At 68.7% G+C, this 14,405-nt stretch carries 8 protein-coding genes; 2 read left to right on the top strand and 6 right to left on the bottom strand.

Translation table 11 applies throughout. The annotated features are described in order from the left end of the window. Positions 1-107: 107 nt before the first annotated feature. Positions 108-3,002, bottom strand: coding sequence for a vitamin B12-dependent ribonucleotide reductase (locus tag OG870_RS33635; protein ID WP_266522468.1), 2,895 nt, complete (start codon positions 3,000-3,002; stop codon positions 108-110). A gap of 163 nt (positions 3,003-3,165) precedes the next feature. Then, complete coding sequence (nrdR, locus tag OG870_RS33630) at positions 3,166-3,726, bottom strand: transcriptional regulator NrdR (RefSeq protein ID WP_266522465.1); 561 nt, start codon at positions 3,724-3,726, stop codon at positions 3,166-3,168. 564 nt (positions 3,727-4,290) lie between these two features. On the opposite strand from nrdR, the gene lexA reads away from it, so the two are divergent. Then, complete coding sequence (gene lexA / locus OG870_RS33625) at positions 4,291-5,070, top strand: transcriptional repressor LexA (protein ID WP_266522463.1); 780 nt, start codon at positions 4,291-4,293, stop codon at positions 5,068-5,070. 245 nt (positions 5,071-5,315) lie between these two features. On the opposite strand, the gene OG870_RS33620 is transcribed toward lexA, so the two are convergent. From OG870_RS33620 to OG870_RS33605, 4 genes are all read right to left on the bottom strand, one after another. After that, entirely contained in the window at positions 5,316-7,292 is a 1,977-nt protein-coding gene (locus OG870_RS33620) for an ATP-dependent DNA helicase (protein ID WP_266590397.1), read from the bottom strand. A 461-nt stretch (positions 7,293-7,753) separates the two neighbouring features. Beyond that, positions 7,754-8,566, bottom strand: coding sequence for a GNAT family N-acetyltransferase (locus tag OG870_RS33615; protein ID WP_266590395.1), 813 nt, complete (start codon positions 8,564-8,566; stop codon positions 7,754-7,756). Between the two features lie 88 nt (positions 8,567-8,654). Continuing rightward, a complete protein-coding gene (locus OG870_RS33610) occupies positions 8,655-10,700 on the bottom strand; it encodes an IucA/IucC family protein (protein WP_405626912.1) in 2,046 nt (681 codons plus the stop codon). A 487-nt stretch (positions 10,701-11,187) separates the two neighbouring features. Continuing rightward, positions 11,188-12,642 carry a diaminobutyrate--2-oxoglutarate transaminase family protein gene (locus OG870_RS33605; RefSeq protein WP_327691786.1) on the bottom strand — a complete coding sequence of 485 codons (1,455 nt, stop codon included), beginning with the start codon at positions 12,640-12,642 and terminating at the stop codon, positions 11,188-11,190. A 361-nt stretch (positions 12,643-13,003) separates the two neighbouring features. On the opposite strand from OG870_RS33605, the gene OG870_RS33600 reads away from it, so the two are divergent. Beyond that, positions 13,004-14,236 (top strand): trypsin-like serine peptidase, encoded by a 1,233-nt coding sequence (locus tag OG870_RS33600; RefSeq protein ID WP_266590393.1) that lies wholly within the window; start codon positions 13,004-13,006, stop codon positions 14,234-14,236. The last annotated feature ends 169 nt before the right edge of the window (positions 14,237-14,405 follow it).

Here is a 14,405-nt window from a genome sequence, read left to right as displayed (position 1 = left end):
GGCGTCGTACGGCGCCATACGGCGAGGAGGGGGGCACCGACCTGTGGTCGGTGCCCCCCTCCTCTTCAGGGACTACCTGTCATGCGGGCGTGGCCCGCCGACCGGTGTCAGCTGCAGCCGCTGGTCGACCCGCAGCCCTCGCAGATGTAGCAGGAGCCGGCCCGCTGCATCTTCGTACCGCAGGAGAAGCACAGCGGGGCGTCGGCCTGGATGCCCAGCTGCATCTCCACCAGCTCGGCGCTGGTGTGGGCCTGCATCGGGGCGGGCTTCGCCGCCTCGACCTCGGCACGCGGCATGGCGACGGCCTTCAGCTCCTGGGTGCGCGGCGCCGACTGGGCCAGGCCCTCGACGTCCATCTCGTCGTCGGAGGGCTCGTACGAACCGGTCTCCAGGTGACGCTGACGCTCATCGGCGGAGTGGATGCCGAGCGCGGAGCGGGTCTCGAAGGGCAGGAAGTCCAGCGCCAGGCGGCGGAAGATGTAGTCGACGATCGACTGGGCCATCCGCACATCCGGGTCGTCCGTCATGCCGGCCGGCTCGAAGCGCATGTTGGTGAACTTCGAGACGTACGTCTCCAGCGGCACGCCGTACTGGAGGCCGACGGAGACCGCGATCGAGAAGGCGTCCATCATGCCCGCGAGGGTCGAGCCCTGCTTGGACATCTTCAGGAAGACCTCTCCCAGGCCGTCGTCCGGGTAGGAATTGGCCGTCATGTAGCCCTCGGCACCGCCGACGGTGAAGGACGTGGTGATGCCGGGACGGCCCTTCGGGAGGCGCTTGCGGACCGGTCGGTACTCGATGACCTTCTCGACCGTCTCGCGGATGGTCGCCTCGGCCTTCTCCGTGACCTCGGCCTTCTCCTTCTCCTTGGTCTTGGCGGAGAGCGGCTGGCCGACCTTGCAGTTGTCGCGGTAGATGGCGAGCGCCTTGACTCCCAGCTTCCAAGCCTCGAAGTAGACCTCTTCGACGTCCTCCACGGTCGCCGACTCCGGCAGGTTGACCGTCTTGGAGAGCGCGCCGGAGATCCACGGCTGGATCGCGGCCATCATACGGACGTGGCCCATCGCGGAGATGGAGCGCTCGCCCATGGCGCAGTCGAACACCTCGTAGTGCTCGTGCTTGAGGCCCGGGGCGTCGACGACATTGCCGTGGTCGGCGATGTGGGCGACGATCGCCTCGATCTGCTCCTCCTGGTAGCCCAGGCGGCGCAGGGCCTGCGGAACGGTGCCGTTGACGATCTGCATCGAGCCGCCGCCGACCAGCTTCTTGAACTTGACCAGGGCGAGGTCGGGCTCGAGGCCGGTGGTGTCGCAGGACATCGCGAGACCGATGGTGCCGGTCGGGGCGATGACGGACGCCTGAGCGTTACGGAAACCGTTCTTCTCGCCGAGACGCAGCACGTCCTGCCAGGCTTCCGTGGCGGCGGCCCAGATCGGCGAGTCCAGGTCGTCCATGCGTACGGCCACGGTGTTGGCGTCGGCGTGCTGCTTCATGACGCGGTTGTGGGCGCTCGCGTTGCGCGCGTAGCCGTCGTACGGGCCGACGACCGCGGCGAGTTCGGCGGAGCGCCTGTACGACGTGCCGGTCATCAGGGAGGTGATGGCCCCGGCGAGGGCGCGGCCGCCGTCGGAGTCGTAGGCGTGGCCGGTCGCCATCAGCAGGGCGCCGAGGTTGGCGTAACCGATGCCGAGCTGGCGGAACGCGCGCGTGTTCTCGCCGATCTTCTGGGTCGGGAAGTCCGCGAAGCAGATGGAGATGTCCATCGCGGTGATGACGAGCTCGACGACCTTCGCGAAGCGCTCGCCGTCGAAGGACTGGTTGCCCTTGCTGTCGTCCTTCAGGAACTTCATCAGGTTCAGCGAGGCGAGGTTGCAGGACGTGTTGTCCAGGTGCATGTACTCGCTGCAGGGGTTCGAGCCGTTGATACGGCCGGACTCCGGGCAGGTGTGCCAGTGGTTGATGGTGTCGTCGTACTGGATGCCCGGGTCGGCGCATGCCCAGGCGGCCTCGGCCATCTTGCGGAACAGGGACTTGGCCTCGACCTCTTCGATGACCTCGCCGGTCATCCGGGCACGCAGACCGAACTTGCCGCCCTGCTCGACCGCCTTCATGAACTCGTCGTTCACACGGACCGAGTTGTTGGCGTTCTGGTACTGCACGGAGGTGATGTCGTCACCGCCGAGGTCCATGTCGAAGCCCGCGTCGCGCAGCGCGCGGATCTTCTCCTCCTCCTTCACCTTGGTCTCGATGAAGTCCTCGATGTCGGGGTGGTCGACGTCGAGGATGACCATCTTGGCGGCACGGCGGGTGGCGCCACCGGACTTGATGGTGCCGGCGGAGGCGTCGGCGCCGCGCATGAAGGAGACGGGGCCGGAGGCGTTGCCACCGGAGGAGAGCAGCTCCTTGGAGGAGCGGATGCGGGAGAGGTTCAGGCCGGCACCGGAGCCGCCCTTGAAGATCATGCCCTCTTCCTTGTACCAGTCGAGGATCGACTCCATGGAGTCGTCGACCGCCAGGATGAAGCAGGCGGAGACCTGCTGGGGCTGCGGGGTACCGACGTTGAACCAGACGGGGCTGTTGAAGCTGAAGATCTGGTGCAGGAGGGCATACGCCAGCTCGTGCTCGAAGATCTCGGCATCGGCGGGCGAGGCGAAGTACTTGTAGTCCTCGCCGGCCTTCCGATACGTCTTCACGATGCGGTCGATCAGCTGCCTGAGGCTGGTCTCACGCTGCGGGGTGCCGACGGCACCGCGGAAGTACTTGCTGGTGACGATGTTGACCGCGTTCACCGACCAGAAGTCGGGGAACTCGACGCCGCGCTGCTCGAAATTGACCGAGCCGTCGCGCCAGTTGGTCATGACGACGTCACGGCGCTCCCAGGCCACCTCGTCGTACGGGTGCACGCCAGGAGTGGTGTGGATGCGCTCGATACGCAGTCCCTTGGTCGCCTTGGCGCCCTTGGCGCGGGAACTCCGTGCCGGACCGCTCGCCGTCTCTGTCATGCCGCCTCCCTGTACGGGCTAAAACGCCCTGAAGTGCCCCGATGTTCCCGTGGCACGGTGTGGTGTCTGATGCTGCGGGCTTCTCGCACTGCCGCCCGCAACAGGTCTTCGATCGCCGCCTCGCGGCCGGTTCCGGCGCCTTGGCCCGGTTCCGGCCCTCCGGTCAGTCGGCGGCGTGGGCGGGCTCGGGGACTTCAGCAGTCCCTCCGCGCCCGCGGTCGTCTTCCTGGCTCCCCGCAACGGTGTCCTCGCGGTCGTCGTTGTCCGCGGCGGCGGGTCGCGTCCCCTCCCTGAGTTCCGCGATCGCGGCCTCGAAGTCATCGAGCGAGTCGAACGCCCGGTAGACGGAGGCGAATCGCAGATACGCGACGAGGTCGAGCTCCTGCAACGGGCCGAGTATGGCCAGTCCCACGTCGTGGGTGGTCAGTTCGGCGCTTCCGGTGGCCCGCACCGCCTCCTCGACCCGCTGGCCGAGCTGGGCGAGTGCGTCCTCAGTGACAGGTCGCCCCTGGCATGCCTTGCGCACGCCGTTGATGACCTTGGTGCGACTGAAAGGCTCGGTGACTCCGGACCGCTTGACCACCATGAGCGAACACGTCTCCACGGTCGTGAAACGACGGGAGCAGTCCGGACACTGGCGGCGCCTGCGGATGGACGTGCCGTCGTCGGTCGTACGACTGTCGACGACACGGCTGTCGGGGTGCCTGCAGAAGGGGCAGTGCATGAACTCCCAACCCTCCTCACAGCAGACTCAATAGCCTCGTTGGGCCTCACGGGCCCCTCGAAGCAGCCCCAAGCATAGGCGATCGCCAGGAGCCTGAAGACCCGGGGGACCACAACTTCTGGGCTGCTGCTGAAATCCAACCACTAGATGTAGGGATTGGCCCATACATACACGCCACGCGCGCGTGTCGCGTGCGCACGAGAATGTGCCACGCGGCCGTGGCGCCGGACGGGATCCGCAGGTGCGGGGCCGTACCCTTGCGACACATGCGGAGATACCGTGGGCGCCAGAGGGAGGGCCCGTGGGACTCCGGCAGAGATGACCACCGGTTCCCGGTTGACGGAATGCCGGATGGCAGACTGGGCAGGAACCCACGAGGTCAGCACCTCGGCGGTGAAGAGTACAACAATGGGCACTTTTGTCCGCCGGGCGCAGCGTCAGCTATACACCCAGACACATGATCAAGTCAGGCGATTCGCGGTTTTTCACTCGAACGTGTGTTTGGCGCAACCTTTCGAAAGCAACTACCGTTGTCCAGCAGGGAGACCATCGAGAGGGGCCGACGTGACCACGACCGCAGACAGTGCCACCATCACTGCCCAGGACCGCTCCCAGGGCCGACTCGAGCCGGTGCATGCGATGAATGAACCCGTGAGCCCCGAGGGGCACAAGCGCTCCTTGCCGGGCCGACCTCCAGGCATCCGGGCGGACAGCTCCGGGCTCACCGACCGGCAGCGTCGGGTGATCGAGGTCATCAGGGATTCCGTACAGCGGCGCGGCTACCCGCCGTCGATGCGGGAGATCGGCCAGGCGGTCGGACTGTCCAGCACCTCCTCGGTCGCACACCAGCTGATGGCACTGGAGCGCAAGGGCTTCCTGCGCCGCGACCCACACCGCCCACGCGCGTACGAGGTCCGCGGTTCTGACCAGGGCGCCTCCGCGCAGCCCACCGACACCGCGGGCAAGCCTGCCGCGTCGTATGTCCCATTGGTGGGCCGTATCGCCGCCGGCGGCCCCATCCTCGCAGAGGAGTCGGTCGAGGACGTCTTCCCACTCCCCCGCCAGCTGGTCGGTGACGGAGAGCTGTTCGTGCTGAAGGTCGTCGGTGACTCGATGATCGAGGCCGCGATCTGCGACGGCGACTGGGTCACGGTGCGCCGCCAGCCCGTCGCCGAGAACGGCGACATCGTCGCGGCCATGCTCGAGGGCGAGGCCACCGTCAAGCGCTTCAAGCGCGAGGACGGCCACGTCTGGCTCCTCCCGCACAACGCGGCGTACGAGCCGATCCCCGGCGACGACGCGACCATCCTCGGCAAGGTGGTGGCAGTGCTGCGGCGCGTATGACGGCTGCGGCGGGCGGTTCGTGGGAACCGCCTCCTGACCGGGCCCCGGGACCCCTGCGCCGGTTCCGGGGCCCTGTGCTGTCCGGGCCCCGTCAGTAGTCCCCATCAGCTGGCGGCTCTGCATCGGTGTTGGCCTGTCACGGCTCGCGACGGGCCAACCCGATCATTCAGCCTCGGTCATTGGCCTCGGTCATTGGGCCTCGTTCGTTCGACCTCATTCGTTCGACCTCGGGCATTCGGTCTCTGTCATTCCGCCTCTGTCTTCTTCGCCGTCGCGTCGATCGCCGCCAGCGACTTGCGGACCTGGTTGCGGTCCGTCGTGTACCAGAACTCCGGCAGTGACGCCTTCAGATAGCTTCCGTAGCGGGCGGTGGCCAGTCGCTGGTCCAGTACGGCGACCACGCCGCGGTCACCCGACGCCCGTACGAGGCGGCCGGCGCCCTGGGCCATGAGGAGCGCGGCGTGCGTGGCGGCGACCGCCATGAAGCCGTTGCCTCCCGCGTCTTCCACCGCCTTCTGGCGGGCGCTCATCAGAGGGTCGTCCGGGCGCGGGAACGGAATCTTGTCCATGACCACCAGCTGACAGCTGGAGCCCGGGACATCGACACCCTGCCAGAGCGACAAGGTGCCGAACAGGCAGGTCTTGGGGTCGGCGGCGAAGTTCTTGATCAGCTCGCCGAGCGTCTCCTCGCCCTGGAGGAGGATCGGGAACTCCGGGATCCTGGAGCGCAGTTCCTCGGCGGCGAGCTGCGCGGCCCGCATGGAGGAGAAGAGGCCGAGGGTGCGGCCGCCCGCTGCCTGGATCAACTCCGTCAGCTCGTCCAGCATGTCCGCGCGGTCGCCGTCCCGCGCGGGCCGCGACAGATGCTTTGCGACGTAGAGGATGCCCTGCTTGGGGTAGTCGAAGGGCGAGCCGACGTCGGCGCTCTTCCACTGCGGCAGGTCCTCGCCCTCCGTGCCTTCCGGACCGAGTCCGAGGGAGGCGCCGACGCCGTTGAAGTCGCCGCCCAGCTTCAGCGTTGCTGAGGTCAGGACCACGGAGCGGTCTGCGAAGAGCTTCTCCCGGAGCAGGCCCGACACGGACATGGGGGCGACGCGCAGGGAGGCACCGAAGCGGTCGTGGCGCTCGTACCAGACGACGTCCCACTCGGAGCCGTTGGTGATCCGTTCCGCCACGTCGTGCACTGACTCCACGGACGCCAGTGCCTGCTTGCGGACCGCGTCCTCGTCCTGGACGGACTTGTCGCGGGTCGCGCCGATCCCGGAGATCACCGTTCGGCAGGCGTCGCGCAGCGCCATGAGCGCGTACCCGAGGTCCTCCGGGATCTCCTCCAGGCGGCCCGGCAGAGCCAGCTCCATCAGCCGCTCGAAGCCCTCGGCGGCGGTCTGGAGCTGGTCGGCGGCCTTCTCGTTGACGAGCTTCGCCGCGCGGCGCACGGCTCTGTTGACCTGGCCGGGCGTGAGTTCGCCCGTGGCCACTCCGGTGACGCGGGAGACCAGCTCGTGTGCCTCGTCGACGATCAGTACCTCGTGCTGCGGCAGGACCGGGGCGCCTTCGATGGCGTCGATCGCGAGCAGCGCGTGGTTGGTGACGACGACCTCTGCGAGCTTGGCACGCTCGCGGGCCATCTCGGCGAAGCACTCGGCGCCGTATGCGCATTTCGTGGCGCCCAGACACTCCCGGGAGGAGACCGACACCTGCGCCCACGCGCGGTCGGACACTCCGGGCGTGAGGTTGTCGCGGTCCCCTGTCTCGGTCTCGTCGGACCATTCGCGCAGCCGCAGCAGGTCCTGACCCAGCTTGCTGGTGGGCGCGGCTGCCTCGAACTGGTCGAAGAGTCCCTCCTCCTCGTCCTGCGGGACGCCCTCGTGGAGACGGTGCAGGCAGAGGTAGTTCGATCTGCCCTTCAGCATCGCGAACTCCGGGCGGCGGCGCAGCAAGGGGTGCAATGCCTCGACGGTGCGCGGCAGGTCCCGCTCGACGAGCTGGCGCTGCAGCGCGAGGGTGGCCGTCGCGACGACGACACGCTCCCCGTGCGCGAGCGCGGGCACGAGATAGCCCAGCGACTTTCCGGTGCCGGTGCCGGCCTGGACCAGCAGATGGGAACCGTCGTCGATCGCCTCCGCGACGGCTTCGGCCATGGTCACCTGGCCGGGGCGCTCCGTACCGCCAACGGCAGTGACGGCAGCATGCAGGAGTTCGGGGAGTGAGGGCTTCGTCATAGCGCGACCACCCTACGACCCGGCACTGACAAACGGGTGATCAAAGCGGGGGTGAGGGGCGGGATCAAGACCGTGTGCTCCTCGGGTGAGGTCGGGAGGATTGCCTGGGAAGGCGGTGGGGCGGACCGCCGGGGGGAGGGGGCGATCGGGGCGGATGGCGGGGTGCGGGATGGCGCGGGGGTGGAGCCGTGAGCCGGGCGCAGCCAGGTCGAGCGGGTCGAGGGGGTGCGAGAGAGAGAGCGGCTTGGGCGCGGGGGAAGGCTGCCGGGGTGCCTGAGGGATCCGCGCGAGAGAGATCGGCTCGGGTGTGATCGGCGCGGTGAGCGATGGGCTCGGTAGAGACCGGCGCGGTCGGAGATCGGCTACGCGAGAGCCCGGCCCGGCCGAAGATCGGTTCGGTGGTGATGGGAACCGGATCGAGGTGAGCGGTGTACCAAGAGTGATGATGCAGCGGCATGGCGTCACAGCAGATTACGCAGGGACCGGTCTCGGACCATGAAGGCGGCCCGTTTGGCGGGCAGGTCGACCTCGGCGGAGAACCGGAAGCCGGCGCTCAGAAAGGCAGCGATGGAGGGGGTGTTGCGAAGGTCGGGTTCCGCGATGACGCGTGCGCAGGCAGGCCGCTTGTCGAGCGCGAGGTCGGCCACGGCTCTGAGCAGGGTGCTGCCGAGCTTGCGGCCACGGTCGGCGACACCGCCGATGAGGAGGTGGATTCCGGTGTCGTGAGGTCGAGCGGGATAGTGGCGGGCCAGTGGGTCGAGATCTGCCCGGTAGATCTCCCAGTAGCTCATGGGTCTGCCCTCCAGCACTCCGAGGCAGGGCACGCTCCGTCCGTCACCGGACAGCTGGGCCTGCAGGTGGCTCTCGGTCACGGTCTGTGGGCCGGACAGGTCCCAGAACTCCGCTACGGCAGGGTCGTTCATCCAGCGGCTGATCAGCGGCAGGTCTCGCTCTACGCGCACGGGGACAAGGTGGAACATGCCCACGGGCGTGACGACCGGCCCCCAACCGGCGACACGGTCGAGGAGGTCGTCGACGGCCACGGTGCCCGGAGGGATGGGCGAAGTCATGGCTTCGCGCCGACTCGGTGCCTCGCCTGGGTCGGCCTCCGCTGCGAAGAGCGCAACCAGCTCGTCCGGCAGACGCAGATCCAGCGTGTCCTCGCTGTCCGTGCCCAGGCCGGTACCGCAGTCAGCCGTACGGGGGCTCGTATCCGCGCCCGTGTCGGTGCTGGGGGCGGTGGCTGCGTGTGCGCTGGCGTCGGTGGGAGGCACGACGACGCTCCTCTCAGAAGGCGGGGTGGGGCATGTTCCTCAGGTACGGAAGGGAGCTGGTGATGATCGGCGGTGTCGGGTTTGGTTGTCAGGAGTGGAGGGGGTTCGCGATGGTGACGTAGACGGACTGGGTGTCGACCGGGCCGACGAGTTCGTCGAGGCCGTGCAGCCGGGTCAGCAGATTGGCCTTGCAGCGCAGGACCGGTGAGTCCAGCAGGTGGGCTGGGAGTGAGGTGTGCAGCCGGGCGGGTCCGGAGGCAATGTCGCTGAGGAAACGGCGGAAGGCGGCGAGCAGCAGCCGTTCGTCGGCGAGACGCTGGGAACCGAAGGCGCCGATGAGGCCGAGCACGTTGTTGATCGCCAGGTAGTAGGCGAAACGCTCGTCGGTGACCTCGTCGGACACGAAGGTGTCGCTGCGCTCACCGATACTGGGCAGTCGCTCGGAGAGTTCCGCGCGCCTGGACTCGCGGAAGTAGTAGCCCTGGTTGTCGCGGTAGCGGCCGCCCGCAGGCCAGCCGTCGGCGTCCAGCAGGACCAGCGTGTTCTGCTGGTGGGCTTCCAGGGCGATCCCCGCCTCCGCGTCCAGCCACAGCACGGGCCGGACGACCTGCTGCAGATAGCGCAGGAACCACTCGGCGGCAACGGCCTCACGAGGACGACCGGTTCGACCGGCAAGGCGCGTGACGACCATGGCCAGTCGTGAGCACAGGGGCTGCGAAGCCGACTTCGGATGGTGGCGCGCCATGCCCGCTGGGGTGCTGCTGCCTGTTTGTGCCTGCGCGTGTGCCTGCTTCTGTGCATGTGCCTGTGGCCGGGGCGAGACGAGCCCTGCCACGCAGGAGACGTCGTCCGACGGGCTGAACGGGTTGTGCCGGATCATCACGTCGAGTCCGGATACGGGGTTGCCCTCGGGTGTGTCGACCGCCAGCCAGGCCGGGTCGCGGACGATGTCGAACCCCGGGTGGGCGGCCCGCCACTGCTCGGACAGTCCGCTGCGCAGGAGGCAGTGGACCTCGACGCCGCGATGCAGTTCCTTGCGGAGGTTCTCGCGGCGGGAGTTGGTGATCCGCAGGCCCAAAGACAGCTTGAGCATGGCCGGGGAGCCGGACCGATAGACGGTGCGTACGGAGGAGGTGGGGTGCCATGGGGAGCCATGCGTGCCGAGGTCGCGGAGGAGCCCGGCGTCGAACAGGGCCGCGGTCTCGGGGCGTTGGCAGGCATCGCGTAGCTGCCAGGGGTGCACGGGCAAGAGGGCGTAGCCGTCGGGCCGGGCCGGCTCGGTTTCGGCGAGCCGTGCCATGAGTTGTGGCGCGGGAACACGGCGACCGCGCTCGGTCCAGGAAGAGTCCGTGGCGAGCAAGGAGGGAGCGACCGCGAGCCAGTTCAGAGGGAAGGAGCCGCGCAACTCCGGTGAGTACAGGCACGCTTCGGCCTCGGAGAGACCTTCGCGGCTCTTCGGAGTGGGGTGCAGTGGATGCCCGAGTACGAGTGCCTGCTCGGCCGCGAGGAAGAGGTCGGGGCCGTCGGAGGGGCACTGGCGGCGCTCGTGAATGAAGGTGACGGTGCGACGGAGAGAGTCGGCGACGCGGACAACGAGGTCGGGGGTGGAGGTGGGGGTGGGGGTGAATGCCGGGGTGGCAGCAGTCGATGGCGGACGAGCCGGCGAGGCGGACATGGAGGCAGCAGGAAACGGAGCGCCTGCCGTTGCCGCAGGTCCCGGGGCGAGCGTCCATGGCGGCGTGCCCGCTGTCATCGCGGGCTCCGCACCCGGAGCCGGCCGCGGCCCGGTCATAGGCGCGGGACCTGGGGCAGGAGCCGTTGATTCGGCGATCGTCACAGAACCCGAGGAGGCAAGGGGCAAGCCGCTGCCAAGCCCAGTTGCAGCACCGAGAGCCTCAGGTAGGGCCGCGGTGCCGTGCCCGCGTTCGGGGGTCTCCCTGGCGAGTAGTGCGGCGACTGTGACCGCGTCGGCCGACGGGGATTGCTCGGGTGCGTTGGCGAGGGACGGGAGGCCGAAGCGGTGCCATCCCGTCGGGGACCAGTAGTGGACCGGGGCGAGGAGGGCAGTGCCACTGGCTGGCAGGGGGATGCGGAGTGTGCCGTCGTCGGGAGCCTGGACGCCGGCTTCGCGCACCCAGCAGCGCAGCAGGTTCTCGACGGCCGCGACCTCGGCCGCGATGCCCGTGTCGGAGTGCTCCAGGAGGTCAGCGGGGGCCCGGCGAGGGAACTCGCCGACAGGCGCATTCCGTTGCTCCGGGACCCTCTCCTGCTCCTGTTCCTGTTCCTGTTCCTGCGCCTGTTCCTGCGCCCTCTCCTGTTCCCGCCCCTGCTCCGGCTCCCGCTCCTGCGCACGCCCCACGTCCCGTCCCTCCCGACAAGGCACCGATGGGACCGCCGGGGCGGGCCGGATCTGATGGGAGGGAGATGCGTCGTCGGGACCTCCCTCAGGGATAGGAGAGCCGGCGCCGGATGCGGATGCGGGGGTGGGGGTGGGTGTGGGGGTGGGAATCAAGGTGATCCTCGTGGGTGGTTCTGGCTTGTGCGGTGGCGGGCGGGCCTTGGTCCTATTGGCTACGGGCCCAAGTGAACGTAAGGACACAGATGTTGCTGCTGAGAAGGGCCTATAAGTGCGCACCTACGCCAGTTGTCGCGCCGGCCTTCGCCCGACCGCTCCCGAGCTCGCGGGCTGCCGTCTCCACCGCGTCGGCCAGTCGGTCGAGTACCGCTGCCGCCTGTTCGTCGCTGATCGTCAGTGGTGGGAGGAGCCGCACGACGCTCGCATGTCGGCCGCCCAGCTCGACGATCAAGCCACGTCGCAGGCACTCCCGTTGGACGGCGGCGGCGAGTTCGGGAGCAGCGGGGCGCGGGCCGTCCGCGCTGGGACCCCGCTTCCCTGCCGGAGTCACCCCGCCGTCAAGAACCCCACCTGGCTCAGGTGCCGACGAATGGGCCCCACCGCCTCCTTCCCCGCCCACGAACTCGACCCCGATCATCAGCCCCCGCCCTCGCACTTCCCCGATGCACGAGAACTCTCCTGCCAGGGCTGCGAGTTGGTTGAGCATGCGAGAGCCGAGGGTTGCCGCTCGTTCGGCCAGGCGGTTTTCGCGGACGTAGATCAGGGTGGCCGTGCCTGCGGCCATGGCGAGTTGGTTGCCGCGGAAGGTGCCTGCGTGGGTGCCGGGTTCCCAGACGTCGAGGTCCTCGTGGTAGACCACCACGGCAAGGGGAAGGCTGCCGCCGATGGCCTTGGAGAGCACCATCACGTCGGGGGTGATGCCGCTGTGCTCCACCGCCCAGAAGGCGCCCGTACGTCCGACTCCCGTCTGGACTTCGTCGGCGATCAGCGGGACGGAGCGGGTCGCCGTGATCTCCCGCATGCGCCGCATCCACGCGTCCGGCGCGGGAATCACCCCGCCCTCGCCCTGGACGGGTTCGAGGATCATGCCGGCCGGGTGCGGCACACCCGACTTGGGGTCGTCGAGGACGGACTCGGTCCAGCGGGCGGCGAGTTCGGCACCCTGTGGGCCGCCGATGCCTAACGGGCAGCGGTAGTCCTGCGGATAGGGCAGGCGCGCGACCAGCGTGTGTGAGGCGTCCCCGGATGCTTCGAGCGCTCCGGCGGTCATACCGTGATAGGCGCCGGTGAAGGCCATGATTCCGGCTCGGCCGGTCGCGGTGCGGACCAGCTTGAGCGCCGCCTCCACGGCGTCGGTTCCCGCCGGTCCGCAGAACTGCACGCGCGCGTGGTCGGCGAGTCCGGGCGGCAGGGTGTGGAACAGCTCGGTGACGAAGGCGTCCTTGACGGGTGTCGCCAGGTCGAGGACGTGCAGCGGTGCACCCGAGTCGAGGACCTTCCGGATGGCCTCCAGCACGACGGGGTGATTGTGACCCAGGGCGAGCGTCCCGGCGCCGGAGAGGCAGTCGAGGTAGCGGCGCCCGTCGGCACCCTCGATGGTCAGTCCCCGGGCCCGCACGGGCACGATCGGCAGGGCGCGCGCATAGGTGCGCGCCGCCGATTCGCGCGCCGACTGGCGCCGGAGGATCCCCTCGTGCACGGCCCGCGCCGTCGCGGACACCGCACCGACACCACGCCGTCCAGGAGATCCCTCGGGCACACTCCCGCCGCATGCAGACTCGGCCACGACTCCCTGTCCTCCCACCAGGGGACCGCACACGGACAGCAGAACCCCCACCGCTACCAACCGCCGATGGCTCACGGGGTTACGGGTTGCTTCAAGATCCTTGCCGTGACGGAACCGTTGCCGTTCCGTGGGAAGTCCCCCACAGCGAGCGCATAGTGTGTGATGCCGTTCCATGGAGCCGTGAAGTCGCGTGAGGTCGCGTGACATCAGCATTCGTGTGAGATCACCTGCGCCGAGCGCGCGGTCACGGCGGTAGCGCCCAGTTCGTTCAGTTCACCTCAGGGGGAGTCAGAGCATGCGATCCATACGGCCGTTGATCACCGTTCGCCAGGGAAGGGGTGCCCGCAGCAGAACCTCCCCCGTTCTTGCCGCCGTTGCCCTCGCGTCGGCGCTGGCGCTCACCGCCACCGCCTGCAACTCGGGCGACACCAAGGCCGACGGCCAGGCGTCCGCCTCCGCCACCGACGGGGCGAGCCCCGGCGACGGCAAGATCAAGATCCCGGACGACATCAGGAACAAGCTCAAAGAGCACGGGATCGACATCGACAAGTGGAAGAAAGGGGCTTGGAAGAACTGGGACAAGGACGACTGGCTGCGCGAGGCCGACGACTTCGTCAACCCGATCATCAAGGGTCTGTGGAACCCGGACCGGATGCGGGAGGCCAACGACCCGGACAAGGGCGTCGACGACAACGACCTCTCCGGTGACCAGGGCGTGACCGACCCGACGCCGGCGCCGGTGGACGCGAAGGCCGTGGCGCCTACGTACCACGCCAACGCGGCGACCGCCGGCAAGGTCTTCTTCGACTCCCCCGAAGGCACGATGGTCTGCTCGGCGACGGTCGTGGAGGACCCGGCCCACCCCGGCAAGTCGAACCTCGTGTGGACGGCGGGCCACTGCGTGCACGCCGGCAAGAACGGCGGCTGGTACCGCAACATCGCGTTCGTGCCGTCGTACAACGACTCGGGCAAGACGGCCGCCCAGTTGCAGAACGCCACCAAGGAGGAGGCCGCTCCGTACGGCGTCTGGTGGGGCGACTGGGCGCAGACCTCGGCCCAGTGGATCGAGCAGGGTGGTGAGACGGGCGGCAATGGTGCCTCGTACGACTACGCCGTCATCCATGTGACGCCGGAGAAGGGTGGCAACGGCAAGTCGCTGGAGGAGATGGTCGGTTCCGCGCTGCCCGTCGACTTCAACGCGCCGGCCGTGCCGAAGGTTGCCGGCATCACCGCGACCGGCTATCCGGCCGCCGCGCCGTTCGACGGCCAGAAGCTGTACCAGTGCACCGACAAACCGGGCCGACTGTCGATCAACGCCTCGGACCCGACGATGTACCGCATCGGCTGCACGATGACCGGTGGTTCGTCCGGTGGCGGCTGGGTGGCGGCCGGATCGGACGGCAAGCCTGCGCTCGTGTCCAACACCTCGATCGGCCCGGTGAGTTCGGGCTGGCTGGCAGGCCCGCGCCTGGGTGATGTGGCCAAGGGCGTGTACGACTCGGTGAGCAAGAAGTTCGCGGGCCGGTGACAGGCCGATAGGTACGGGCGGGGCTGGGGTGCCTCACGGAAACCTTCACCACCCCATTCCCGTTCGCCCTCAACTCCGCAGGCATAGTGGGGTGTCGCTACCGGGGCCGACTTCGCTCGGAAGCAACGCAGGACTGACAAGAACACGACATGCACGCTCCAACGGGGGT

The sequence above is a fragment of the Streptomyces sp. NBC_00461 genome (genome assembly GCF_036013935.1).
Taxonomy (GTDB): domain Bacteria; phylum Actinomycetota; class Actinomycetes; order Streptomycetales; family Streptomycetaceae; genus Streptomyces.
Note: the sequence above shows the minus strand (reverse complement) of the source record. Positions and strands in the feature narration are given on the sequence as shown.

What these genes read in the sequence shown, in the direction of transcription:
- OG870_RS33620 (WP_266590397.1), bottom strand. Translation starts at nt 7,292, where the DNA reads ATGACGAAGCCCTCACTCCCCGAACTCCTGCATGCTGCCGTCACTGCC.
- OG870_RS33600 (WP_266590393.1), top strand. Translation starts at nt 13,004, where the DNA reads ATGCGATCCATACGGCCGTTGATCACCGTTCGCCAGGGAAGGGGTGCC.
- OG870_RS33635 (WP_266522468.1), bottom strand. Translation starts at nt 3,002, where the DNA reads ATGACAGAGACGGCGAGCGGTCCGGCACGGAGTTCCCGCGCCAAGGGC.
- nrdR (WP_266522465.1), bottom strand. Translation starts at nt 3,726, where the DNA reads ATGCACTGCCCCTTCTGCAGGCACCCCGACAGCCGTGTCGTCGACAGT.